The sequence below is a fragment of the Shimwellia pseudoproteus genome, from assembly GCF_016415625.1.
Classification (GTDB): Bacteria; Pseudomonadota; Gammaproteobacteria; order Enterobacterales; family Enterobacteriaceae; genus Shimwellia; species Shimwellia pseudoproteus.
On sequence record NZ_WBXP01000014.1, the window covers coordinates 63309 to 88913 of the forward strand.

At 58.6% G+C, this 25605-nt stretch carries 22 protein-coding genes and 3 pseudogenes; 13 read left to right on the forward strand and 12 right to left on the reverse strand.

The annotated features are described in order from the left end of the window. Positions 1–18: 18 nt before the first annotated feature. The 6 genes from F9C28_RS08525 to dhaK form a co-directional block, all read right to left on the reverse strand. Positions 19–390, reverse strand: a complete 372-nt coding sequence (locus tag F9C28_RS08525; RefSeq protein ID WP_199014804.1) for an HVO_A0114 family putative DNA-binding protein — start codon at positions 388–390, stop codon at positions 19–21. Beyond that, positions 387–737: a DUF6516 family protein gene (locus F9C28_RS08530; RefSeq protein ID WP_233148993.1), complete on the reverse strand. Its 351-nt coding sequence runs from the start codon at positions 735–737 to the stop codon at positions 387–389. The genes F9C28_RS08525 and F9C28_RS08530 overlap by 4 nt, the downstream gene beginning before the upstream one ends. A gap of 261 nt (positions 738–998) precedes the next feature. Continuing rightward, positions 999–2660: a glycerone kinase gene (locus F9C28_RS08535; protein WP_199014805.1), complete on the reverse strand. Its 1662-nt coding sequence runs from the start codon at positions 2658–2660 to the stop codon at positions 999–1001. A gap of 71 nt (positions 2661–2731) precedes the next feature. Then, the gene (gene dhaM, locus F9C28_RS08540) at positions 2732–4150 is read right to left on the reverse strand and encodes a dihydroxyacetone kinase phosphoryl donor subunit DhaM (protein ID WP_199014806.1); all 1419 of its coding nucleotides are present in this window, start codon (positions 4148–4150) and stop codon (positions 2732–2734) included. A 15-nt stretch (positions 4151–4165) separates the two neighbouring features. After that, on the reverse strand, positions 4166–4798 hold the full coding sequence (gene dhaL / locus F9C28_RS08545; RefSeq protein ID WP_199014807.1) for a dihydroxyacetone kinase subunit DhaL: 633 nt from the start codon (positions 4796–4798) through the stop codon (positions 4166–4168). 11 nt (positions 4799–4809) lie between these two features. After that, positions 4810–5880 (reverse strand): dihydroxyacetone kinase subunit DhaK, encoded by a 1071-nt coding sequence (gene dhaK / locus F9C28_RS08550; RefSeq protein WP_199014808.1) that lies wholly within the window; start codon positions 5878–5880, stop codon positions 4810–4812. A 590-nt stretch (positions 5881–6470) separates the two neighbouring features. Here dhaK and F9C28_RS08555 point away from each other — a divergent pair. Further along, positions 6471–7571, forward strand: a complete 1101-nt coding sequence (locus tag F9C28_RS08555; RefSeq protein ID WP_199014809.1) for a glycerol dehydrogenase — start codon at positions 6471–6473, stop codon at positions 7569–7571. Positions 7572–7735: 164 nt separating this feature from the next. Next, entirely contained in the window at positions 7736–9661 is a 1926-nt protein-coding gene (gene dhaR, locus F9C28_RS08560) for a dihydroxyacetone kinase operon transcriptional regulator DhaR (protein WP_199014810.1), read from the forward strand. Here the strand turns inward: dhaR and F9C28_RS08565 are convergent. The 4 genes from F9C28_RS08565 to F9C28_RS08580 all read right to left on the reverse strand — a co-directional run bounded on the left by F9C28_RS08565 (position 9639) and on the right by F9C28_RS08580 (position 12275). After that, positions 9639–10187, reverse strand: a complete 549-nt coding sequence (locus tag F9C28_RS08565; protein WP_199014811.1) for a cob(I)yrinic acid a,c-diamide adenosyltransferase — start codon at positions 10185–10187, stop codon at positions 9639–9641. The two genes, dhaR and F9C28_RS08565, sit on opposite strands and share 23 nt — an antisense overlap. Before the next feature lie 2 nt (positions 10188–10189). Then, a complete protein-coding gene (locus F9C28_RS08570) occupies positions 10190–10555 on the reverse strand; it encodes a glycerol dehydratase reactivase beta/small subunit family protein (RefSeq protein ID WP_199014812.1) in 366 nt (121 codons plus the stop codon). A 90-nt stretch (positions 10556–10645) separates the two neighbouring features. Then, complete coding sequence (gene dhaT, locus F9C28_RS08575) at positions 10646–11809, reverse strand: 1,3-propanediol dehydrogenase (protein ID WP_199014813.1); 1164 nt, start codon at positions 11807–11809, stop codon at positions 10646–10648. A gap of 37 nt (positions 11810–11846) precedes the next feature. Further along, positions 11847–12275 (reverse strand): GlcG/HbpS family heme-binding protein, encoded by a 429-nt coding sequence (locus tag F9C28_RS08580; protein WP_199014814.1) that lies wholly within the window; start codon positions 12273–12275, stop codon positions 11847–11849. Between the two features lie 400 nt (positions 12276–12675). On the opposite strand from F9C28_RS08580, the gene F9C28_RS08585 reads away from it, so the two are divergent. The 11 genes and pseudogenes from F9C28_RS08585 (at position 12676) to F9C28_RS08635 (ending at position 23284) form a co-directional block, all read left to right on the forward strand. Further along, a complete protein-coding gene (locus tag F9C28_RS08585) occupies positions 12676–14340 on the forward strand; it encodes a propanediol/glycerol family dehydratase large subunit (RefSeq protein WP_199014815.1) in 1665 nt (554 codons plus the stop codon). 16 nt (positions 14341–14356) lie between these two features. Continuing rightward, positions 14357–14947 (forward strand): propanediol/glycerol family dehydratase medium subunit, encoded by a 591-nt coding sequence (locus F9C28_RS08590; RefSeq protein ID WP_199014816.1) that lies wholly within the window; start codon positions 14357–14359, stop codon positions 14945–14947. Continuing rightward, a complete protein-coding gene (locus tag F9C28_RS08595) occupies positions 14944–15369 on the forward strand; it encodes a diol dehydratase small subunit (RefSeq protein ID WP_199014817.1) in 426 nt (141 codons plus the stop codon). The genes F9C28_RS08590 and F9C28_RS08595 overlap by 4 nt, the downstream gene beginning before the upstream one ends. 11 nt (positions 15370–15380) lie before the next feature. Next, positions 15381–17219, forward strand: coding sequence for a diol dehydratase reactivase subunit alpha (locus F9C28_RS08600; protein WP_199014818.1), 1839 nt, complete (start codon positions 15381–15383; stop codon positions 17217–17219). A 144-nt stretch (positions 17220–17363) separates the two neighbouring features. After that, the gene (locus F9C28_RS08605) at positions 17364–17993 is read left to right on the forward strand and encodes a hypothetical protein (protein WP_199014819.1); all 630 of its coding nucleotides are present in this window, start codon (positions 17364–17366) and stop codon (positions 17991–17993) included. A 186-nt stretch (positions 17994–18179) separates the two neighbouring features. After that, positions 18180–19307 (forward strand): annotated as a pseudogene (locus tag F9C28_RS08610) (alkene reductase). Positions 19308–19396: 89 nt separating this feature from the next. Further along, a complete protein-coding gene (locus F9C28_RS08615; RefSeq protein ID WP_199014820.1) occupies positions 19397–19708 on the forward strand; it encodes an ArsR/SmtB family transcription factor in 312 nt (103 codons plus the stop codon). Between the two features lie 168 nt (positions 19709–19876). Further along, a complete protein-coding gene (locus tag F9C28_RS08620; RefSeq protein WP_199014821.1) occupies positions 19877–21019 on the forward strand; it encodes a mechanosensitive ion channel family protein in 1143 nt (380 codons plus the stop codon). 60 nt (positions 21020–21079) lie between these two features. Continuing rightward, positions 21080–21586: a DUF2946 family protein gene (locus F9C28_RS08625; protein WP_199014822.1), complete on the forward strand. Its 507-nt coding sequence runs from the start codon at positions 21080–21082 to the stop codon at positions 21584–21586. 10 nt (positions 21587–21596) lie between these two features. Next, positions 21597–22949: pseudogene (locus tag F9C28_RS08630) on the forward strand (PepSY-associated TM helix domain-containing protein); the annotation flags it as partial. Between the two features lie 161 nt (positions 22950–23110). Further along, positions 23111–23284 carry a GhoT/OrtT family toxin gene (locus F9C28_RS08635; RefSeq protein ID WP_199014824.1) on the forward strand — a complete coding sequence of 58 codons (174 nt, stop codon included), beginning with the start codon at positions 23111–23113 and terminating at the stop codon, positions 23282–23284. Positions 23285–23340: 56 nt separating this feature from the next. Here the strand turns inward: F9C28_RS08635 and fdhF are convergent, their stop codons facing one another. Then, positions 23341–25491: a formate dehydrogenase subunit alpha gene (fdhF, locus tag F9C28_RS08640; RefSeq protein WP_199014825.1), complete on the reverse strand. Its 2151-nt coding sequence runs from the start codon at positions 25489–25491 to the stop codon at positions 23341–23343. Beyond that, positions 25418–25605 (reverse strand): annotated as a pseudogene (locus tag F9C28_RS20375) (hypothetical protein); the annotation flags it as partial. The pseudogene F9C28_RS20375 and the gene fdhF, both read right to left, overlap by 74 nt.

The window sequence follows — 25605 nt, forward strand, 5'->3', positions numbered from 1 at the left end:
GCGGGCCGTGCCCGGGGCTCAGGCGGCGGTCATGATCCAGTCACTTTCGATATGAATTTCAAAATCCGTATAGCGCGCAATGGGCTGTACGGTATTCCCTTTACGGATTAAGGTCACAAAGCCGTGGCCCTCAAGGGTTTTCAGGGTGGTGGAGAGGTTACTGACCTGGCGACCGGAGAGGCGCGCCAGCTCGCTGATGGTGGCGGGTTTGGCCTGGTCCATCAAACGCAGTAAGACAATATTATCGTTGCTGAGGATCTGGCCAATGGCGTTCAGTGAGGCAAACCAGATATTGGGTTCACTGGGGCCGGGGTGATATTTCCCGGCGGCGATGGCGAGCATTTTAGTGCGCAGCTTCTGTTCTGAGATAACACCCAGTAGTGCTTTCATTTTACGACTCCTGCTGTGTGGAGGATGGTGTCGATCGCCGCAAAAAAATCCAGCAACAGCTGTTCTGCGGAGTGAAAGTAGTAAGGGCCGCCCCGGTCATGGGTGGTCCGGTGAACGTGGTCATAGGCCACGCGCCGGGCGGTAAAACCGGGCCGATCTGGCGGCGGTAGCCCGTGGGCGTTATCAATGCCGAAGATCCGGTGGTTCTGCCGGTTGTGCAGGGTCAGGTTATAGCGTATGCCGTGGGGGCGGAAAGCCGAAGGATGTACGGTAATCGCCTCAATACGCCACCAGTAGCCGCTGGCATAATGAAATTCATAACCATGCAGATCCAGCAGCGCCTGCAAGCCATAATCTTCCCAGGATTATCGTTCCCGGACCATGGGGATCTCACTACTTATGAGTTAACCATAACATTGCCATCCTGCACGGCAATGACGTATTTGCCTGGAGTCACGGGTGTTATGCCATCGTCGGTGAGGCAGGTCACAATCTTCGCGGAATAATGGAAGAGGGTACGCAGAAGCGGACACGCAGGGGGAATTGTCAGAGAAAACAATAAAAAAGGGGGCGAGAGCCCCCCTTAAGACAGATGACCGGTGTCCGGGCTATTTATCCAGCGGATGCTGCGCCAGGGCGTTAAACACCATGGCGATAGCGTGTGCGCCGGGGTCCATGTTGCCCGCCAGGCTGTCGCTATTCAGGTAGGAGGCGCGCCCGGCATTGGCTTTGGTGGCGTGGCTGGTGGCATCGGCCCCGGCCTGAGCCGCCCGGTAAGCGGCGTTAAGGTCCCCCGGGTGTTGGGCCAGGGCCTCCAGCGCCGGTTGCAGGGCATCAATCAGGGTGCGGTCCCCTACATCGGCCCCGCCATAAAATTTCATCTGGGTCAGCCCGGCCTGGAGTGCGGCAATGGCCGGTTTTCCCTCGTGCAGCGCCTGGCCTGCGGCAGTAAAGAAGATAGACATTAATACCCCGCTGGAGCCGCCCATCACTACGGTTAACCGTTCGCCAATCAGGGCGCACAGGGTATCCAGCTGCGCCAGCGGGAGCTGATTCTGGTGCAGCAGGCGGGCAATTTCCCGGGCACCGGCGGCGAAGGTTGAGCCGGTATCGCCATCGCCAACTTTGGCATCCAGCGCATTTAACTCACTTTCCAGGCCGGCCAGGGTACGGGTCACGGTGTCCACGTAGTGGGCGGCGGTTTGGCTGGCTGAGGGCACGAACGAGACCCGGGCGCTCTGGATATCGCAGGGCATTACCTGCTGGGGGCGCAGGCGTACCGGCGGTAACCAGCCCGCGGTTTCGACGTCTGCCAGCAGGGCTTTTTCAATGCTTTCTTCCATCACCATCGCGGTGAGTGAGAACCCTTTCATATCGAGGGCGCTCACCAGGGCCGCGGGGCCGGTTATCCAGTCAATGCGATCCGCGAGGGCGCAGTGGGCCAGCTCGCGATTAATGATGGCCATCTCGGTAACGGATACCCCGCCGAGGTTGTTAAGCATCATCAGCAGGCGGCCAGTGGCGGGCAGCGCAGCGCGGATTTTGTCGACCATCAGGCTGACTATCCGGGCACTGTTCTGGGTGTCTATCACGCGGGCCCCCGGCTCGCCGTGGATACCCATGCCTAACTCGGCCTGGCCCGGATGCTGGCGGGTTTCGGTGTTTTGATCGCCCGGCAGGTGGCAACTGGCCAGGGCGACCCCGATACTAAACACCTGGCCCATGGCCAGCCGGGCCTCCCGGGCTACGGTGTCCAGATTGCAGCCCATCTCGGCAAAATAGCCGGCAACTTTGTGGATAAGGATGGTTCCGGCAATGCCGCGCGGGTGTTTATTTTCCGGCAGCGAGATATCGTCACCGACAATAACCATATCGACTTTATAACCCATACGCCGGGCTTTCTCCGCCGCCAGGCCGAAGTTCAGCCGGTCGCCGGTGTAGTTTTTGACAATCAGCAGGCAGCCCGCCTCCCCGGTGACTGCCTGGATGGCGGTCAGCACCGCATCGACACTGGGGGAGGCAAACAGATCCCCACAAACGGCGGCAGTCAGCATCCCTTTGCCGACAAACCCGACGTGGGCAGGCTCATGGCCAGCGCCGCCGCCGGAAATCACCGCCACATTGGCTTTATTCAGATCCTGGCGCACCACAATACGGATAGCCGGGTCGCTTGCCAGGCGGGCCAAATTGTTCCAGGGGCTGGCAATCATTGCCCCTTCAATGGCGTCATTCACGAGATTTTCACGTTGATTGTAGAAAAATTGCGACATAACAGGTTCCTGAGTTGTGGGTCATCTTCACCCCCGCGGTGCGGGGGATGAACAGTCGGAAAAAGGGGGTATTACCGGTGCGCCAGGCTGAACGGGTCCCCGGTGCGCAGGGTGCTCAGCGCCTCTCCCTGCTGGCAGATAAACGGGATCCCCGCGGCCTGAGCGATGAGGGCACCGTGCGACAGCGGGCTACCGCCCTGCAGGCAAATAGCAGCGAGGTTTTTGGTCTCCAGCTGCAGCACCACCGACGGGTAGATATCGTCGGTAACAATAATGGTTTGGGGATGCAGCAGTGCTGGCGCGCCGTCGGCGGCATCCGCCAGATGCCCGAGGGTGCGGTGGAGAAGATCCTCCACATCAATATAGCGGGCCTGCAAATAGGCGTCGTCCAGGGCGCGATATTGCTGGCTTAGCCCCATCATCACCTGGTGCCAGGCCCATTCGGCGCTGCATTTTTGGCGGTCCAGCAGGCTGGCGGCCTCATCGAGTAATGCGGCATCATCCAGCAGGGTATGGTGGCCGGAGAAGATCGCGGCAATATCTTCACCATAGCGGTCCGTCGCCAGTACCGCCAGGCCAGTCAGATCGTCCAGCGTATGGCTGACAGCCATCTTCAGGCGGCGCAGTTCATGGTCCGGGCTGCCGAGAGGCGCGGCATCCAGCGGGTAGTCCACCGGGGTATAACGCAGTACCCGGCCACCCAGTGGTGGCTGGTCGGCCGCGGGTGACGCCGGTGGTTGTTGCGGGGCGAGGTGTTCGCCAAAGTTGTCGGCGGCCAGGGCCTGAAAGGCCGCCAGCGCCGGGCCAGCTTCTGGCCCGCTGGCGATAAGCCGCAGCCGATCGTGGCAGCGCACCTGGAGCAGCGCCAGCTGGTTAATACTCTCCGGCGCCACGCAATGGCCGTCTTTTTCCAGCAGTAAGCGGGCATTGAACCCGGCTAAGGCGCCCACCAGCCGGGAGGCCGGGCGGACGTGCAGGCCATTGGGGTTATTGACCACCACGGTAACGGATTGCGCGTCGGTGTCGTCTTCGCGGCCCGCAGGATTGCCCGCCGCGAGCGGGGCGGTCTCTTCCGGGGGGAAGCCCAGTTGCACCCGTTTTGCCTGGAGTGCGTCCCGGGCATCCTGCATCACCTTTTCAATCCCGGCACCGGCGGCTGCGCTGACGGTGGCGGCCAGGGCCCCCTCTACCAGCGGGGCCGGGCACAGACGCACTTTGCGGGCAATATCTGCATCCAGCAGATCGAGGGCGGTCTCGGCACTGAGCAGCGCACTGCCAATATCCATCAGCACCAGAATATGGTCGGTATCGGCAACCTCAAGGATAGCCTCCATCACTTTTACCGGATCGGTACCGATGGGGTTTTCGGGGTCGTCAATGCCGGCGGCGATGGCCAGTTTACAGCCATTCCCGATGAGCATCTGCCGGGCTAACTCCCCAACCCCCTGGCCCAGTTGGGCACTGTGAGAAACAATTACCAGGTTTACCATCGCCTTGTCCTTCGTTTACGCTTTGGCCGCTGCCGCGAGCATTTGCATCATAAACAGCACTGAGGTGGCACCGGGATCCTGGTGGCCAATACTGCGTTCCCCGAGATAGCTGGCCCGGCCCTTGCGGGCCTGCATGGTGATGGTGGACTGCGCGGCGTGTTCGGCAACCTCACAGGCGGCGTCCAGCGCCGCGGTAACCGACAGGTTCTGGGCGGCGGCGTGCTTGAGTGACGCCACCACCGGTAGCCAGACATCACACATGGTCTTGTCTCCCGGCTCTGCTTTGCCCCGGCTAACCACGCCATCTGCCCCTTCGCGGACCATTTGGTACAGTTCTTCCAGGGTGAGGCTCTGATGGGCCTGGGTCACCTGGGCGGCGCGAATAAAAAAGGTGCCAAACAGGGGGCCGCTGGCGCCACCGACGTTCGACAGCAAGACCATGCCGGTGTTTTTAAGAATAAAACCAATGTCTTTGTCAGCAATGGAGGGCAGTTTTTCCACCACTTTGCTAAACCCGCGGCGCATATTCATACCGTGGTCCGCATCGCCAATCTCTCTATCCAGGCCGGTCAGAAAATCACACTGGGCGGTGAAGATATCCCCGCAGCGGTACAGCCAGTCAACAATCTGTGTTCTGTTCAGTGACATCGCTTATCTCCTTATTCACCCCAGTTCAGGGCCGGGGTATGGACCGGGGCGTCCCACAGGGCGAGGGTGTCTGCATCGGCTTTCAGCAGGGTAATCGAGAAGCCCGCCATATCCAGAGAGGTACACCAGGTGCCGACCAGGTTACGGACAATGGTCACCCCCGCTTGCTGGCAGCAGGTTTCCAGGCGGTTATAGACCCCATACAGTTCTGAAAGCGGCGTCGCGCCAAGATTGTTGACCATGGCAATCACCTGATCGCCGGACTGGATAGCCTGCTTGGTCTGGGTGACATCCTGCCATTTGCCCTGGGACGGGTCCCAGTGGCGCAGGGTGCGGCTGTAGTGGCCGTTTTCCAGCAGGATGGCGAACATGTCGTCTACCGTGTTATCCAGGGTGGTAAAAGGGCGGCGGTCAATGCCCGGCTCACCGTGGATGCCAACGCCGAACTCCATTTCATTATCTTGCAGTTCAAAGGACGGCTTACCGGCGGCCGGTACCGTGCAGGCGCTGAGGGCGACCCCAATCGAATGGCCCTGGTTGTTCAGCTTGCGGCCCAGCTCGGCGCAGGCCGCCAGGCTATCCCCGCGCTGGGCCGCGGCACCCACCAGTTTTTCAATGAATACCGTATTCGCCACACCGCGCCGCCCGGCGGTATACAGGCTGTCTTTCACGGCCACGTCGTCGTCCACCACCACGGTGGTGACCTGGATACCGCTTTCGTGCAGCAGTTCGGTGGCGGTTTCAAAATTCAGAATGTCGCCGGTGTAGTTTTTGATTATCAGTAATACCCCTTCACCGGCATCAATATTCATGGCGCACTCGAACATTTTGTCCGGGGTGGGGGAGGTGAATATCTCCCCCGGGCAGGCGCCGGTCAGCATGCCTTCACCAATGAACCCGCAGTGCATGGGCTCATGGCCGCTACCGCCGCCGGACAACAGCGCCACTTTACCCGCCACCGGGGCATCTGCCCGGGTGACGTAGACCGGGTCCTGGTGTAATTTCAGTTCCGGGTGGGCTTTTGCCAGCCCGGCAAGCTGCTCTGACAGGACATCTTCCACACGGTTAATCAGTTTTTTCATTATCTATACTCCGCTGGAGGTAACCCGGGCTGTACAACGGGTGGCCCGGTGTAGGGTACCGGCAATGAATAACAGAGGATCTTCCGGCCGGTGAGGTGATTCTTCCCTGGGTGGTTAAAAAGAAAATCCCCGCCATTTTGCGTTTCATAATGGAACGATTAATACTGCGTATGTTTCATTAAGGAACTTAATTTGCCACTCTCACGAAAAAGTGAGAGCCGTGACAATATTTTTGTCGCCGGGATAGACCAGACTGCGCCCGCTTCTCCCGCGAGCGGCGGAATTTTTTCGCCGTTATGGTGAGCAAAACGCCCGGTTTCCTCGCTGGCAGGCGGGCAGAACTGTGAACCTGATTCAGATCTGGATCTCAAACCCGACATTGCGTGGGGTTATATGTTTCATTATGGAACATATTCCGCTGCATCCGGTTTCATATCGGAACGAAACGGGGAAACATTTTTTTGTCCTTCACCCGCTCTAGAGTGGTGTCACTGCGCCGGTCGTGGGCTATCTCCCGCAGGGTTGGGAAAGCAGGAGCGAGCAACACCAGGCGCCATCATGGAAATGCGTTTAACGTGAGGGTGTAGAGAATGCTACAAGTTATTCAATCTCCGGCAAAATATATTCAGGGACCTGATGCGGCTGGGTTGTTCGGCCAGTATGCTAAAAATCTGGCAGAGAGCTTTTTTGTGATTGCCGACGACTTTGTGATGAAGCTGGCTGGCGACAAAGTACTGAACGGCCTCCATCAGGAAGGGATCAGCTGCCACGCAGAGCGTTTTAACGGTGAGTGTAGCCATGCGGAGATCAACCGCCTGGGGGCAATCCTGAAACAAAAAGGCTGCAAAGGGGTGGTGGGGATCGGCGGGGGGAAAACCCTCGATACCGCTAAAGCCATCGGTTATTACCATAAATTGCCGGTGGTGATTATCCCGACCATCGCGTCAACCGATGCCCCGACCAGTGCGTTATCGGTTATTTACACGGAGTCCGGTGAGTTCGAAGAGTACCTGGTGTACCCGAAAAACCCCGATATGGTGGTGATGGATACGGCGATTATCGCCAAAGCGCCGGTACGCTTGCTGGTGTCCGGCATGGGGGATGCGCTGTCCACCTGGTTTGAAGCCAAAGCCTGTTTTGACGCCCGGGCGGTGAGTATGGCTGGTGGCCAGTCCACTGCCGCAGCCCTTAGCCTGGCCCGCCTGTGCTATGACACCCTGCTGGCGGAAGGTGAAAAAGCCCGCCTCGCCGCAGAGGCCGGGGTGGTCACCGTTGCGCTGGAACGTATTGTCGAAGCCAACACCTATTTGAGCGGGATTGGTTTTGAAAGCAGTGGCCTGGCGGCTGCCCACGCCATCCACAATGGCTTCACCATTCTGGAAGCGTGTCACCACCTGTACCACGGCGAAAAAGTGGCGTTTGGTACTCTGGCACAGCTGGTACTGCAAAACAGCCCGATGGACGAGATAGAAACGGTACTCGGCTTCTGCCAAAAAGTGGGCCTGCCGATGACCCTGGCACAGATGGGGGTCAACGACGGGGTTGAAGAGAAAATCCGCGCCGTGGCGGAAGCCACCTGTGCAAAAGGTGAAACCATTTACAATATGCCGTTCGCCGTCAGCCCGGACAGCGTTTATGGTGCTATTTTGACCGCCGATCGTTTAGGTGCTCAGTGGCTGGCGCGCCAATAAGCCCTGCCAGCGCCATCCCGCCCCGCAGGCGGATAACGGATGGCCTGTGAAGTGAACCCCCTGGTATGCTGTAACGGGCACCGGGGGGCATTTTTTTTTGCGGGAAGCATGCCCCGCCGCGCCTTGCCCGTGGCGCACCACAATTGCAAAGAGCAAAACAGGTTATGACCATACCGAGTAAGCCAGCGGAGCCGGCCCTGTCGGCGTTTATTGCCCAGTCCTGGCACCGCTGCGGGAAGATGATGCAGCGGGAAACCTGGACCCGGCCCCACCAGGCCCAGGGGCTGACATTTCAGTCGATCAGCCGCCGTAAAACGGCCCTGCTAACCATTGGCCAGGCGGCGCTGGAAGACGCCTGGGAGTTTATGGACGGGCGCCCCTGTGCGCTGTTTATTCTGGATGAGTCCGCCTGTATCCTCACCCGCTGCGGGCACCCGCAGGTGATTGAGCAACTCGGTGAGCTTGGCTTTGTGGCCGGGAGCTATTGCGCGGAAAGTATTATTGGCAGTTGTGCGCTTTCGCTGGCGTCAATGGTGGGGCAGCCGGTGAAAACCACCGGCGAGCAGCATTTTAAACAGGCGCTGTTCCCGTGGGCATGTTGTTCCACCCCGGTGTTCGATAACCACGGCCGGTTATTTGGCTCCATCGCGCTGTGCTGCCGGGTTGAGCAATCCTGTAGTGCTGATTTATCCCTGACCCTGGCCATGGCCAGAGAGGTGGGCAACTCGCTATTAACCGACAGCCTGCTGGCGGAGTCTAACCGCCACCTTAACCAGATGTATGGCCTGCTGGAGAGTATGGACGACGGTGTCATGGCCTGGAATGAGCAGGGGGTGCTGCAATTCCTGAACCCCCAGGCCGCCAGCCTGCTGCATCTGGATGCCCAGTCCTGCCAGGGGAAAAATATTGCTGACCTGGTGACGCTACCGGCGCTGCTGCGCCGGGCCATCAAACATGCCCGTCCCCTGAACCATGCGGAGGTCACCTTCGAGAGCCAGCACCAGTTTGTTGATGCGGTTATCACCCTTAAACCGATTGTCGAAGCGCAGGGCACGAGCTTTATTTTGCTGCTGCATCCGGTAGAGCAAATGCGCCAGTTGATGACCAGCCAGTTGGGCAAAGTCAGCCACACCTTTGGCCAGATGGCGGCCGATGATCCGGAAACCCGCCGCCTGATCCACTTTGGCCGCCAGGCCGCCCGGGGGAGCTTTCCGGTGTTGCTGTGCGGTGAGGAAGGGGTCGGCAAGGAGCTGATCGCCCAGGCAATCCACAACGAGAGCGAACGGGCCGCCGGGCCGTTTATTGCGGTGAACTGCCAGCTGTATGCGGACAGCGCGCTGGGCGGGGATTTTATGGGCAGCGCCCCCACCGAAGAGCAGAAAGGGCGCCTGAGCCGCCTGGAGCTGGCCAGCGGCGGGACGCTGTTTCTCGAGAAGATAGAATACCTCGCCCCGGAGCTGCAATCCACGCTGTTACAGGTGATTAAGCAAGGGGTGGTCACCCGGCTGGAGGCCCGCCGTCTGGTGCCGGTAGATGTCAAAGTTATCGCCACCACCACGGTGGACCTCGGCAATCTGGTGGAGCAAAACCGCTTTAGCCGCCAGCTCTATTATGCGCTGCACTCCTTCGAAATTATCATTCCGCCGCTGCGTGAACGGCGCAACAGCATTCCGAACCTGGTCCACAGCCGGCTGCGCCACCTGGAGCGGCGGTTTTCCTCCCGGCTCAAGGTGGACGACGACGCCCTCGCCCAACTGGTGGCGTACTCCTGGCCGGGGAACGATTTTGAGCTGTACAGCATCATTGAAAATATTGCCATCAGCAGTGAACACGGCCATATCCGGCTGAGTAATTTACCGGCCTATCTGTTCAGTGAGCGCCCGGGGGCCCAGGGGGAGGCGGCGCTGATCCCCGCCAGTTTGACCTTTTCCGCCCTCGAAAAAGAGGCGATTATCCACGCCGCCAGGGTGACCTGCGGGCGGGTACAGGAGATGTCCCACCTGCTGAATATTGGCCGTACCACCCTGTGGCGCAAGATGAAGCAGTACGATATTGATGCCAGCCAGTTTAAACGCAAGCACCTGGGGTAGCGGTGTCTTCCGTGTCGCACTCCGCCACCCGGGCCATGGCGAATAACGCATCGGACAGCCGGTTGATATAACGGCGCAGCGCGTCACGCAGCGGCGTGTCCTGCCCCATGGCCACCAGGATGCGCTCAATATGGCGGGCCTGGGTGCGGGCCACATGTAGCTGGGCAGAGGCAAGGTTTTTCCCCGGGATGACAAATGCCTTTAACGGGCCGGTGATCGCCATATTGTGGTCAATCTCCTGCTCCAGCAGGTCAATATCCGGCTGGTCGATGAGCCGGGTAAGCCGGCCAATACCGCGCTCATCGCAGGCCAGCTCAGCGCCGACCACAAACAGATCATGCTGGATGCGCTGCAGGGTGGCCCGCAGGCCGGTGTGGTAGCAGGTGGCATAACATACTCCCAACAGCGCAATCAGCGTATCCACGCTGCCGTAGGCCTCCACCCGAATATCATCTTTACTGATGCGGCTGCCGCCAAACAGGGCGGTGGTGCCCTGATCGCCGGTTCTGGTATAGATGCGGTACATGATTATTGACACTCACTAAAAGGGATAACTTTCACCAGTTGCCCGGCATTGGCCCCCAGATTGCGCAGCTGTGCCGGGGTACTGGCGGCGGGGCAAACCCGCAGGGCGCGGTCTGCCGGATACTGGGCGTGGGTGAGGGCCACATCGCCGTTTGCCGCCACGCCGAGGCCTACCCGCAGCGCGGAGCTTTGTGCGGCAAGCCGGGCAAGGTGCAGGGCGCCGGTGGCGTTCTCCTGGGGGGAGCGACGGCAGGGGACGCCTTGCTCCTCCAGCCCGAGGCAAAGCTGGCGCAGGATCTCGCTGTCTGCCAGTTGTGGTGGGTAAAACAGATGCACCGCGGGTGACGCGGGCACACCGGGGTTTTGCATGGGGATCTCCCGCCGGGTTTACGGTTAACCGGATGGTAACAGCGGGCCGCGGTGGCCCGCCGGTGGGTGACACGCTGCGCGGGGCGAAAATTAAAACGCCTGGCGGAAAATTTCAGCGATCTCTTTGGCATTCCCTTTGCGCGGGTTCGAGAAGGCATTCCCGTCTTTGAGGGCCATATCCGCCATATACGGGAAGTCCGCTTCTTTTACGCCCAGCTCACTCAGGTGCTGCGGAATACCGACATCGTTAGACAGGCGGGCAATGGCGCGGATGGCCAGCTCAGCGGCATCCATGGTGGACAGCCCCTGGGTATTTTCCCCCATAAAACCGGCGATATCGGCAAATTTTTCCGGGTTGGCAATCAGGTTATAGCGGCAGACATGGGGCAGCAGCACCGCGTTCGCCACCCCGTGGGCCATATCGTACAGGCCGCCCAACTGGTGCGCCATGGCATGGACATAACCGAGGTTCGCGTTGTTAAACGCCATCCCGGCCAGCAGCGAGGCACAGGCCATATTTTCCCGGGCCTTGAGGTTGGTCCCCAGGGCGACGGCCTGGCGCAGATTGGTGGCTATCAGTTTGATGGCCTGGATGGCGGAGGCGTCTGTCACCGGGTTGGCGTCTTTGGAAATATAGGCTTCCACCGCGTGGGTCAGGGCATCCATACCGGTTGCCGCGGTGAGGCCCGCTGGTTTACCTATCATCAGCAACGGATCGTTGATGGATACTGAAGGCAGGTTACGCCAGCTGACAATGACAAATTTCACTTTGGTTTTGGTGTTGGTCAGCACGCAGTGGCGGGTCACTTCGCTGGCGGTCCCGGCGGTGGTATTGACCGCAATAATCGGCGGCAGCGGGTTGGTCAGGGTTTCAATACCGGCATAGCTGTACAGATCCCCCGGGTGGGTAGCGGCGATACCGATACCTTTCCCGCAGTCGTGGGGGCTACCGCCGCCGACGGTGACTATCACATCGCAGTGTTCTTGCTGGAAAACGGCCAGGCCGTCACGCACGTTAGTGTCTTTCGGGTTGGGTTCTACCCCGTCGAAAATAACGACTTCAATACCGGATTCGCGCAGGTATTTTACCGTCTGATCAACGGCGCCATCTTTAATTGCCCGCAGGCCTTTATCGGTCACCACCAGGGCTTTTTTACCCCCCAGCAGCTCGCAGCGCTGGCCAACAACCGACACAGCCCCAGGGCCAAAAAAGTTCACATTTGGAACAAGAAAATCATACATACGGTTGCTCATAATAAACCTTCAGGATTTTGTTAATAAATGTCTGTGATTAATTCGCGTTGAAACAGTCAAGTGCCGCTCTGGCTATTTCCATATCTTGTTCTACGGTGCCGCCGCTGACGCCGACAGCCCCAATCACCTGGCCATTTTCAATAACCGGAAAACCGCCACCGAAAATAACAATTCGCTGTTGGTTACTGAGTTGTAAACCATAAAGTGACTGCCCGGGCTGTACTACCTGGTTTATCTCATGGGTGGGCTGTTTCAGGCAGCAGGCGGTCCAGGCTTTATTCAGCGAGATATCACAACTGGTGATAAACGCGTTGTCCATCCGCTGAACCAACAGGGTGTTAGCGCCACAGTCAACCAGCGAAATAACTACCGGAACCTTGATTTTTATCGCTTTATCTTCGGCGGCCTGGGCCATTTTTTTGGCAATCGCGAGGCTGATATTGCCAACCGTGTGACTTTTTTGCATGAAGGGCTCCTGTTATTTATCGCCAGCTGTTAACGCCATTTGGTATGATGTGAAAAATATTGATAACATTTCCCATCGGAGTATTACTGAAAAATATCGTCAATCCTTTGGTGTTATTTTTGCCACTTGTAAAATGAAGTCAATAGGTGCATTTGATAGCTATATTTAACGTCGCGGAATAATGTGGCGGTTATTTGGTTAATAGCCGGTAGCCAGTCACATTTTGCGCCAGATAGTTTTATTTAGGTTCCATAATGAAACCGTTTAATAAATTTACGTACCAAAACGGAACGTAATATATTTAATTTTTTTATTGCTCTGGTCATTTTAAGTTGCCGGTAATTATTGCCCCGGGCGACAGCCCCGGGCACACGACTTTATTCTTACGAGCCAGAGCAAAATGAGATCAAAACGATTTGAGGTTCTCGAAAAACGGCCGGTTAACCAGGATGGGTTAATCGGTGAATGGCCTGAAGAGGGGCTGATCGCCATGGGTAGCCCCTGGGATCCGCCATCGTCAGTGAAAGTGGAAAACGGGCGTATCGTTGAGCTGGACGGCAAAGCCCGGGCCGATTTTGATATGATTGACCGGTTTATTGCGGACTATGCTATCAATATTGATGAGACGGAACGCGCCATGGCGCTGGATTCGCTGGATATTGCCCGGATGCTGGTGGATATCCACGTTAGCCGCGAAGCGATTATCCGGGTGACCACCGCCATCACCCCGGCCAAAGCCGTTGAGGTGATGGCCCATATGAACGTGGTGGAGATGATGATGGCGCTGCAAAAGATGCGCGCCCGGCGTACCCCGTCCAACCAGTGCCACGTGACCAACCTGAAAGATAACCCAGTACAGATAGCCGCCGACGCGGCGGAAGCGGGGATCCGCGGCTTTTCCGAGCAGGAAACCACCGTGGGGATCGCCCGCTATGCGCCGTTCAATGCCCTGGCGCTGCTGGTGGGCTCCCAGTCTGGCCGCCCCGGCGTGCTGACCCAGTGCTCCGTGGAAGAGGCCACGGAACTGGATCTGGGGATGCGTGGTTTCACCAGCTATGCGGAGACGGTGTCGGTATACGGTACTGAAGCGGTCTTTACCGATGGCGATGATACCCCCTGGTCGAAGGCTTTCCTCGCCTCCGCCTATGCCTCCCGGGGGCTGAAAATGCGTTATACCTCCGGCACCGGCTCTGAAGCGCTGATGGGCTATTCGGAAAGTAAGTCGATGCTGTACCTCGAATCGCGCTGTATTTTTATCACCAAAGGGGCCGGGGTCCAGGGGTTACAGAACGGGGCGGTGAGCTGCATCGGGATGACCGGGGCGGTGCCGTCCGGCATTCGGGCGGTGCTGGCGGAAAACCTGATTGCTTCGATGCTCGATCTGGAAGTGGCCTCCGCTAACGATCAAACCTTCTCCCATTCGGATATTCGCCGCACTGCCCGCACCCTGATGCAGATGCTGCCGGGCACGGATTTTATTTTCTCCGGCTACAGTGCGGTGCCTAACTACGACAATATGTTTGCCGGGTCGAATTTTGATGCGGAAGACTTTGATGATTATAACATTTTGCAGCGCGATCTGATGGTGGATGGCGGCCTGCGCCCGGTATCAGAAGAAGAGACCATTGCCATCCGTAATAAAGCGGCCCGGGCGGTGCAGGCGGTATTCCGCGAACTGGGGCTGCCGGAAATTACCGATGAAGAAGTCACCGCCGCCACCTACGCCCACGGCAGCAAAGATATGCCGCCGCGCAATGTGGTGGAAGATCTCAGCGCGGTGGAAGAGATGATGAAGCGCAATATCACCGGGCTGGATATTGTCAAAGCCCTGAGCCACAGCGGCTTTGATGATGTGGCCAATAATATCCTCAATATGCTGCGCCAGCGGGTTACCGGGGATTATCTGCAAACCTCCGCCATCCTGGACCGGGATTTTACCGTGGTCAGTGCGGTGAATGACGTCAACGATTATCAGGGGCCGGGCACCGGCTACCGTATCTCCCCGGAACGCTGGGAAGAGATTAAAAATATCGCCACCGTTATCCAGCCAGACAGCATCGAATAAGCGAGGACACTGAACCATGGAAACGCGTATTAAAAAAGCCCCGGTCTTTATCCTCAACCTGGTGGAAAGCGGTATTGCCCCCCAGGGGGAACGGGCAGACGAAGTGGTGATCGGCGTGGGGCCGGCCTTCGATAAATTCCAGCACAACACCCTGATTGATATGCCCCATAAAGCCATCATTAAAGAGCTGGTGGCGGGAGTGGAAGAAGAAGGGCTACACGCCCGGGTGGTGCGGATCCTGCGCACATCGGATGTCTCTTTTATGGCCTGGGATGCGGCCAATCTGAGCGGCTCCGGCATTGGTATTGGCATCCAGTCCAAAGGCACCACGGTGATTCACCAGCGGGATCTGCTGCCGCTCAGCAACCTGGAACTGTTCTCTCAGGCACCGCTGTTGACCCTGGAAACCTATCGCCAAATCGGTAAAAACGCCGCCCGCTATGCCCGCAAAGAGTCGCCATCACCGGTGCCGGTGGTCAATGATCAGATGGTCCGGCCAAAATTTATGGCCAAGGCGGCGCTGTTCCATATTAAAGAAACCAAACATGTGGTGCCGGATGCCAAACCCGTTGCCCTGAATATTGAGATTACCCGGGAGGATGTATGACCACTGAAACCATGCGCGCAGAGGATTACCCGTTAGCCAGCCGCTGCCCGGAACGGATCCAGACCCCGACCGGTAAACCGCTCAACGGGATAACCCTTGAGAATGTCCTGGCGGGAAACGTGGGGCCGCAGGACGTGCGGATCTCCCGGCAAACCCTGGAGTACCAGGCGCAAATTGCCGAACAGATGCACCGCCACGCCATTGCCCGCAACCTGCGCCGGGCCGGGGAGCTGATCGCCATTCCCGATAGCCGGATCCTTGAGATCTACAACGCTCTGCGCCCGTACCGATCCTCTAGCGAAGAGTTGCTGGCGATTGCCGATGAGCTGGAGAACCAGTACCAGGCCACGGTGAACGCGGCGTTTATTCGCGAAGCGGCCGAGGTTTACCGCCAGCGCGATAAGCTGCGCAAAGCGCAATAAGGGCGGATGTTATGGCGTTAATCGCGGGGATCGACATCGGTAACGCCACCACCGAGGTGGCGCTGGCGGAATCCACCCGCCAGGGGCCGAGGTTTCTGGCCAGTGGCATTGTGCCCACGACCGGTACCAAAGGCACCAGGGAGAACATCAGCGGGGTGATTGCCTCGCTCGATCAGGCGCTGGAAAAGGCGGGCCGCCGCCAGCAGGAGGTGGCGCTGATCCGCCTTAATGAAGCGGCGCCGGTCATTGGCGACGTGGCGATGGAAACCATCACCGAAACCATTATTACCGAATCCACTATGATTGGTCATAACCCCCAGACCCCCGGCGGCGAGGGCCTTGGGGTGGGGACCACTATTCGGCTGGAAAATCTGGCCACCCTGGCCCCGGAGCAGTACACCCGTAGCTGGATCCCACTGATTGATCGCGGGGTGGACTTCCTTGACGCCGCCTGGCAATTGAATGACGCGCTGTCCCGGGGTATCAACGTGGTCGCGGTGATCCTCCAGCAGGATGACGGCGTACTGATCCATAACCGTTTGCAGCGCACGCTGCCGATTGTGGATGAAGTGACGTTGATAGACCAGGTACCCGAAGGGGTGCTGGCCGCGGTGGAAGTGGCCGCCACCGGCCAGGTGATCGCGCTGCTGTCTAACCCCTATGGGATTGCCACCTGGTTTAATCTGACCCCGGAAGAGACCCGGATGATTGTGCCGGTGGCCCGGGCGCTGATTGGCAACCGTTCTGCCGTGGTACTGAAGACCCCCAAAGGGGATGTCAAATCCCGGGTGATCCCGGCGGGGGTTATTACGGTACGGGGGGCAAGCCGCAGCGCCCAGGCCGATGTTGCCCACGGGGCCGGGGCGATAATGCAGGCGGTCACCAGCTGTGCGCCGGTGAGTGATATACGCGGGGAGCCAGGCACCCATGCCGGGGGGATGCTGGAACGGGTACGCCAGGTGATGGCCTCCCTGAGCGGCCACGGCGCCCACGAGGTATTTATCCAGGATTTACTGGCAGTGGATACCTTTATCCCCCGTAAGGTGCAGGGGGGGCTGGCCGGGGAGTTCTCCATGGAAAATGCCGTGGGGATTGCCGCCATGGTGAAATCCGACCGGCTACAGATGGAAGTGATCGCCAGTGAGCTGGGCCAGCGGTTAGCCACCCGGGTCGAAGTGGGCGGGGTGGAGGCCAATATGGCCATTGCCGGGGCGCTCACCACCCCGGGCAGCGATACGCCGCTGGCTATCCTTGATTTGGGGGCCGGATCAACAGACGCCGCCACCATTAGCCGGACGGGGGATGTGAAATCCGTGCATCTGGCCGGGGCGGGCAATATGGTCAGCCTGCTTATCAAAACCGAGCTTGGCCTGAGTGATCTGCACCTGGCGGAAGAGATCAAAAAATACCCGCTCGCTAAAGTCGAAAGCCTGTTCAGTATTCGCCATGAAAACGGCGCCGTGGAATTTTTCCGGGAGCCGCTAAGTCCGGCGGTGTTCGCCAGGGTGGTGTATATCAAACAGGGGGTGCTGGTGCCGATAGATAACCAAACCTCACTGGAAAAAATCCGCCTGGTGCGCCGCCAGGCAAAAGAAAAGGTCTTTGTCACGAACTGCTTACGTGCGCTGCGCCAGGTATCGCCGGCGGGAGAGATCCGCGATATCGCTTTTGTGGTGCTGGTGGGGGGCTCTTCGCTGGATTTCGAGATCCCGCAACTGATTACCGATGCGCTGTCCCACTACGGGGTGGTGGCGGGGCAGGGGAATATTCGCGGTACGGAAGGCCCGCGCAATGCGGTGGCTACCGGTCTGGTGCTGCCGGCGGCCGGCCAGGCAAAAGTGATTTCATAATTTATTGAAATAAATAACTTATTTATGTTGCAGATAACCAGGCAGTGACAGATTAACGGTTTTTGTCATGCTGGTAGCGATGTCCCGGCCTACCGGCGGTTGCCGGCGGGCCGATGGATACCCGCGCGAATAAAGGAATCTGCAATGAAGAGCCCTCTGCTAATGGTGATGCTGCTGCTGGTGAGTTTTCCGGCCCGGTCTGAAGTGTTAGTGCTTGATCCCGCCAGCCCCTTTACCCCGGATGGCACAGTGGTAACCGACCCGCAGGGTGACCGTTCGCTGGCTGTTGAGCGGGGGCGGGTCAACGGGGTGTGGTATCAGTTTGCTTTTACCGATAGCCAGGGGCTGTTCCAGGGGGAGCAGGATAACCCACCGGTCACCCAGCCGGATGCCGGGGGCAGCAACTGGGTGCTGAGCTGCTACCAGGACAATATGACCGACAAGCGCAGCTGCTCCGCCCGCAAATACGATCTCACGGTAACCTATTACGATAACGGGGCCAGTAAAGTCTCTCTGGGGAACAATAACTTCTCCGGGTCGCGGATTTATGCCCGCATCGACAGCGGGGAGATGATGCAGGGGCTGGGTTATGGTTACTTCGCCAGTAATGACAGCAAAGCGATTATTTCTGCCCTGCTGGCGGGGAAGGTGATCCGCACCCGCTGGCAGGAGTGGCCCTATCAGAGCCGGGTGGAGGGCCGGGTCAGTGGTTTTGGATTTAATGAAGTTTCCCGCTATATGAAGTGGGTGCTGGCGGGGCAGCAGCAAAAGTAGCCCCACGCCCGGGTATCACGCGCGAATTATCCTGCTGATTTATCGTGTTTTATTCCCCTAATAGTGGTGTTTATTTATATATTGAAATATATAAATATTGCAATGTATCGATGTAAGGATTAGCCTTGGTACCATGATATCCGGGGTAACTCCCCGGCTGACAAACCTGATTATCGAGAATACAGAATGGAAAACACTGCACTTTTTACCCCGCTGACCCTGGGGGCCTTCACCCTGAAAAACCGTATCGTTCTCCCGCCGCTGACCCGTTCACGCAGTAGCCAGCCGGGGAACATCGCCAATACGCTAATGGCGGAATACTACGCCCAGCGCAGCAGTGCCGGGTTTATGATAAGCGAAGGTACCCAAATCGAGCCCCGGGGCCAGGGTTATGCCTAGACACCGGGCATTTACACCCCGCAGCAGATAGCGGGCTGGAAAAAGGTCACCAATCGGGTACACCAGCAGGGGGGCGTGATTTTTGCCCAGTTGTGGCACGTTGGCCGGGTGTCTCATACCTCGCTGCAGCCCGCCGGTGCGGCGCCGGTTGCCCCTTCCGCCATGGCGGCCACCAGCGTGAAAGTGTTTATTGAAACCGGCCCGGGCACCGGGGCGCTGGCGGAACCGTCACAACCGCGCGCCCTGACCACCGCAGAAGTCCGGGAACTGGTGGCGCTCTACGCCACCGCGGCCCGTAACGCCATGGAGGCGGGGTTCGACGGCGTTGAACTGCACGCCGCCAATGGTTACCTGATTAACCAGTTTATTTCAGTCCACACCAACCAGCGTGACGATATGTACGGGGGTTCCCTCGATAATCGTCTGCGTTTCCTGCGAGAGGCTACCCAGGCAGTGATTGATGTGGTGGGAAAAGACCGGGTTGGGGTGCGCTTTGCGCCGCTGTTTGAAAGCACCAGTGAAGACCGGGTCTATTTAGGGCTGGTGGAGCCGGATCCGTTTACCACTTACGTAGAGGCGGCCCGGCAGCTTAACCAACTGGGTATTGCTTATTTATCTATTGCCGAGGCGGACTGGGATAACGCCCCGGAACTGCCCCAGGACTTCTGCCAGGCCCTGCGGGAGACATTCCACGGGGTAGTGATGTATGCCGGGAAATACACCGCGGAGAAAGCCACCCGAATGCTGGCCGCCGGTTTAGGGGACATGTTCGGGTTTGGCCGCACCTTTATTGCTAACCCGGATTTACCGGCCCGTATCGCCCACCAGTGGCCGCTGAATCCGCTGGACCACGCGACCATGTTCGGCGGTGGCCCGCAGGGATATACCGACTACCCTTGCTATCGTGCGGAGTAATCATCAGGCAGGCGGCGGTGCCGCCTGCATTGACTTTTGCTGACCGCCTCCCTAATGTACCCCCCATACTCATTGCCGTAGCCAGCCTGATGCCGCTAAATACTGACGATATTCTCAAAGCGATTTCGAACCCGACCCGGCGGGAGATCCTGCACTGGTTGCGCGATCCCGCCAGGAGTTTTGCCGGGTATCCCCATTTGCTTGATCCCCAGCATGATGGGATCTGCGCCAGCTTTATTCAGGATAAAACCGCGCTGTCCCAGCCGACGATTTCGTCACACCTGAATAAACTGCAAAAGGCTGGTCTGTTGACCAGTAAAAAAGTGGCCACCTGGACCTATTACAAGCGTAATGAGCAGGTAATTGCCCAGTTCCTGGCCCAGTTAGAACAGGCCCTGTAACCGCCAGGATTGTTCTGTTTTATGCCCGGGTAGCATTGGCTTCCAGGCCGCCCCAGCCCGCGTTTTCAACGTTTTTCCCCCGCATTGCCTGTTATCCCTGCGCCGTTTAGCCTGCCGTCCGTCATCTACACTTATTGCTTTGCTTGCTAAGTAGCTGCCGGGGGAGAGATGGAACAACTGCTGCACATAAACATTCTGCGCCTGCTGACATCGGTCACCTTCTGGGCCAACGTTGGCCTGGTGATTGTGATTACTCTGGTCACCTGGTGGCTGATAAAAAAATTACTCGGGGTGCTGCATAAGCGGGTAGGGGTGTGGGCGGAAAGCTACGATAACCACAAGGCGTACCGGATCTTTCTTGATGTGTTAGGCCGTACCCGGGAGGTGTTAATCCTCGCGGTGGCGTTTTTGTTCAGCCTGCAATTTGTGGCGTTGCCGGGCAAATACAGTGCCCTGATAGCCCACGCCTGGTTTCTGATCCTCGCGCTGCAAATTGCCCTGTGGCTGGATCAGGCGGTGCAATCCTGGCTGCGCCATTCAATACTTAACACCGGTAACCACCGCAACCCGGTCACCCTGATTATCCTGGGGCTGCTGGTGCGGGCGCTGGTCTGGGCGGTGATGATCTTGTCGATCCTCGCTAATGTCGGGGTCAATATCACCGCCCTGGTGGCCAGCCTGGGGGTGGGGGGGATTGCCATTGCCCTGGCGGTGCAGACCGTGCTCAGCGATGTGTTTGCCTCGCTCTCTATCGGCTTTGACAAACCCTTTGAGATTGGCGATTTTGTGGTGTTTAACGATGTGGCGGGGACCATTGAGCATATTGGCCTGAAAACCACGCGTATCCGTAGCCTGAGTGGCGAACAGATAGTCTGCGCCAATGCCATTCTGTTACAGCAGACCATCCATAACTACAAGCGGATGCAGACCCGGCGGGTGGTCTTTACCCTCGGCATTGCCCTGAGCACCCCGCCGGAGAAACTGCGCCAGGTTGGCCCGGCCATTGAGCGGATCATCAGCGGATCCCGGGGGACGCGTTTTGATCGCGCCCATTTTGCCTCGTTTGGGGACGATAGGCTCAATCTTGAAGTGGTGCATATCCTCAGCACCGCTGACTATAACCAGTATATGGATACCCAGCAGGAAATTAACATTCGGATTATGGAGGCGCTGGCGTCACTGGGGGTGGAACTGGCGGTCCCCGCACGGATGCTGACGTTCCGCACGGTGGAGCGGGCAGGGGATGCGGCGGCCCCGCCTGCCCAGGAGGATATCCCACAGGTAGCCAGCAATAGTGAGGGTGAAAAGTAACAAATACGCCGTAGTGATGTTACACTGCGGTTACTTTTTGTTGCCGCGATAGTCCTTTCGATGAGATTGCCATCACCGCCACAGCCGTTTCTGGCCAGCATGCTCGCCCTGCTGGCGATGTTGCTGTTGCTGGTGGCGCCGCGGGTGTCCCAACATCTGATGTGGCCCGCTTCCCCGGGGGAACCTGCCGGGCATACCATGGCGGCGATGTCAGCGATGCCGGAGATGCCCGCTATGGCGGATATGGCCTCCGGCGAGCCGCATTGCGCTCACCGGATGCTTCACCATCAATCTACCCCGGCGGCGGACCCGATGGCCGCCTGCGGTTATTGTGAACTGCTTCTCCATGTTCCGCTGATTATCTGGCATTTTCTGCCGCTGTGCTGGCTGCTGCTATGGATGCGTAGCACCCGGCCACCGCGGCTGCGGGTGATGCCGGCCAGCAAACCACTTCCTTCCCGTCACTCTTCCCGCGGCCCCCCTGGGGCGCCGGGGTATCCAGTGTGGTTATTTACCGCGTGGCGTCGGGGCATGTTGCCCCGGGCCCGCCCGACCTTGGCTTTTTGACGGGAATATTATGTCTTCACTCACTACGGTGACACCGGCCCCTTCCGGGGCGTTGTGGCAACTGATCCGGCGCCTGCACTTTTATATCGGCCTGTTTGTGGCGCCGTTTATTTTTATCGCCGCCCTGACCGGCACCCTGTATGTCCTGACCCCACAGCTTGAAAATCTGCTGTACCGCGACGCGTTACACGCGCCGGTGGGGGCCTTTCAGCCACTGGAGGCACAGATCGCCGCCGCCCGGGCCTATGCCGGTGAATCGGTCCCGCTTTATGCCGTGCGCCCGGCCCCGGCCCCTGGTGATACCACCCGGGTGCAGTTTGTTGCCCAACAACCGGCCCCGTCGGAATCCCGGGCGGTGTTTATCGATCCCGCCACCCTGCGGGTGACCGGCGATATGACGGTTTACGGCACCACCGGGGTACTGCCGCTGCGCACCTGGCTGGATCAGCTGCATCGCGGGCTGCTGTTGGGCGATGCCGGACGGATCTACAGCGAGCTGGCCGCCTCATGGTTATGGGTGGCGGCGGTGGGGGGCATTGCGCTGTGGTGGCGCAGCCGTCCCGGGCAGCGCCAGCGTCGGCAACCCCGGCGCGGCGCCCGGCACTGGCATATCACCCTCGGCCTGTTGTTGGCGCTGGGGCTGGTGTTCTTTTCGGTTACCGGGCTGACCTGGTCCCAGTGGGCCGGGAATAATATTGACCGGCTGCGTAGTGAACTGGGCTGGATGACCCCCCAGCTCAATACCCGGCTGGCGGGCGGCCAGGGGGCAATGTCTGACGCCCACAGTGAGCACCACGGGGCGGGTATGATGGCGGGGATGGTCATGCCCGGTGGTCCGGTGAACCCACCGGACAGCGACTGGGGGCGAGCGCTGCACGCGGCCCGCCAGGGGGGCATACAGGCAGCGCAGGTTGAACTCCGCCAGCCGCGCAGCACCGGTAGTGCCTGGACCGTCACCGAAGTGGATCGCCGCTGGCCCACCCGGGTTGATGCGGTGGCGCTGGCGCCCGGGGATTTTCAGATTATCGACCGCACCCGTTTTGCCGATTTCCCGCTGGTGGCGAAACTGACCCGCTGGGGGGTTGATGCCCATATGGGGGTGTTATTCGGGGTGGCGAACCAGCTGCTGTTGGCGCTGTTTGGCGGCGGGCTCTGTGTGATTATCGTGCTCGGGTATCGTCTGTGGTGGCGACGCCGCCCGGCAGCGGGTACCCGGGGGACGCTACAAACCTTAACCCAGGCCTGGCTTGCGTTATCCTGGCCCGGGCGCGGTATTAGCCTGCTACTGGCGGTTGCCCTTGGGGTGGCCCTGCCGGTAATGGGCTGGAGCCTGGTGCTATTGCTGGTGGTGGATATATTGCGCCGGTATTGTCATCACACCGCGGCGGCGCGGATAAAAACAGCCGTATAGCCGGTGATTAAAAAATAAACCGGGGATAATACCCCGGTGTGACTTGATCGCTGACCATAAAAAGCGCATAGTTCAGCTGCTTTAACTTGTACTTTTTAAATATTTAATTATATATGCCATTATATTATAAAATGCTGGTCTTCTATGCTGTTATGGCGTTGGTGTTTACTATAATCACCTGGTTCCTGACCAAAGAGACCCTTGCAATACGTCTGCTGGCGGCATTTCTGGTGGGAGCCACCTGGCCTTTTAGCTTCCCGGTTGCCCTGTTGTTCTCGTTATTCTGACAGCGCCCCGGCCCCCTTCCCCGGCGTCAAAAGACCCCGGGAAAGTGACCCGTGTATTACCCTTCAATAGCGGCACACAGGCGGGATTTCATTTCGCTGTAGCGGCTGCTGGCATAATTTTCAGCCCAGTGTTGATCGGCAATCGCCTCTATATTGACCGCACAATATTTGGTTTCCGGCGTTTTTGAAATCGGGTCCAGGTTATCCTGGGTGAGCTCATTACAGGCGCCAATCCACCATTGATAGGTCATATAGACCGATCCCCGATTAATACGCTCGCTGACATCCGCCCGGCTGATAACCTTGCCGCGCCGGGAGCTGACCCACACCAGTTGTTTGTCGGCAACGCCGAGGCGTTGCGCATCCTGCGGGTGCATCTGCACCCGTCCTGGTTCATCGGCCAGGGTTTGCAGCGCGGCGCAGTTCCCGGTCATCGAGCGGCACGAGTAGTGGCCCACCTCACGCACGGTACACAGCACCAGCGGGTAGCTGTCGTCCGGGGTTTCTGCCGGTGCCCGCCACGGGGCGGCAAACAGGCGGCCTTTACCGCTGGGGGTGTCGAACGTATTTCCGGCATACAGGTACGGTGTACCTGGATTATCAACGGTCGGACACGGCCATTGAATATGGCCCATATCGCCCATTTTTTCATAGGTGACACCATAGAACAGCGGGCACAGCTCGCGCATTTCGTCCCAGATCTGCTGGTTATTGTCGTAGTGCATCGGGTAGCCCATTGCGCTGGCAATCAGGCTGATAATTTCCCAGTCACGTTTGACATTACCGGTGGGCTCAATGGCTTTTTCGAAGCGCTGGAAGCCGCGATCGGCACAGGTGAAGACCCCGCCGTGTTCACCCCAGGAGGTGGCCGGTAACAGCACATCGGCCATTTCTGCGGTTTTGGTCATAAAGATGTCCTGTACCACCAGGAAATCCAGGGCCTCGATGCCTTTGCGCACCAGGCCGAGGTCGGCCTCGGTTTGTAACGGATCTTCCCCCATGATGTAGTAGGCTTTGATTTTGCCTTCCAGGGCGAGGTGCGGCACCTCAGTAATCCGGGTGCCGACTTTGTCATCCATCAGCGCCGGGTTAATGTTCCAGGCCTGGGCAAATTTGGCGCGTACCTGGGGGTCGGTAACGTCCTGGTAGCCCGGGAACTGGTTCGGCAGTACACCCATATCGCAGGCGCCCTGGACGTTGTTCTGGCCGCGCACCGGGCCCACCCCTACATTGTCACGGCCAAGGTTACCGGCCAGCAAGGCCAGGGTTGCCAGCCCTTTGACGACGTCTACGGCCTGGCCGAACTGGGTGACCCCCATGCCCCACATAATGGTGGCCGACGGGGCAGCGGCAAAGGTACGCATCGCCTGGCGAACCTGGGCGGCCGGGATCCCGGTGAGTGATTCAACCGCTTCCGGCGCATAGTCTTTGACCACCGCCCGGTAGGCTTCCAGCCCTTCGGTGTAGCGGGCGACATATTCTTTGTCGTACAGCTCTTCTTCCAGCAGCACATAACCGAAGGCATTGACCAGCGCCATATTGCAGCCGTTGTTCAGTTGCAGGTGCTGATCGGCAATGCGGGCGGTTTCAATGCGGCGCGGATCGCAGACGATAATTTTGGCGCCGTTCTGGCGGGCTTTGATCACCCGGCGGGCCACGATAGGGTGGGAGTCTGCACAGTTGTAGCCGAACACCAGCAGACATTTTGAGTTTTCAATGTCATTGATGGAGTTACTCATGGCGCCGTTACCCAGCGCTTCTTGCAGGCCAGCAACGGAAGGGCCGTGACACACCCTGGCGCAGCAGTCCACGTTGTTGGTGTTAATCACCCCGCGGGCAAACTTCTGCATTACATAGTTGGTTTCGTTACCGGTCCCCCGGGAAGAACCGGTGGTCATAATGGCGCGCGGGCCATATTTTGCTTTGATATCACTCAGGCGCTGGGCGGTGTAACGGATGGCTTCATCCCAGCTTACCGGGGTGAATTTGCCGCCTTTTTGATAGCGGATCATCGGTTGGGTCAGGCGGGGGGTCAACAGGCGGGTGTCATTGAGGAAGTCCCACCCGTAATAGCCTTTCAGGCACAGTTCATTCTGGTTAGTAACCCCGTCTGCGGCTTCAGCACGGATAATTTTATTGTTGTCGACAACGAGTTTGAGTTTGCATCCCGCACCGCAGTACGGGCAAACGCTGGTGATTTTTTTCATCAATAACAGACCTGTTAAGGAAGGTGCGAATAAGCAGGTCATTTCTTCCCAAGCTGACTCGCTGATTAAAATTTCGCGGATCTGGGCCGATTTTTTTCCCGCAAACACATCGAA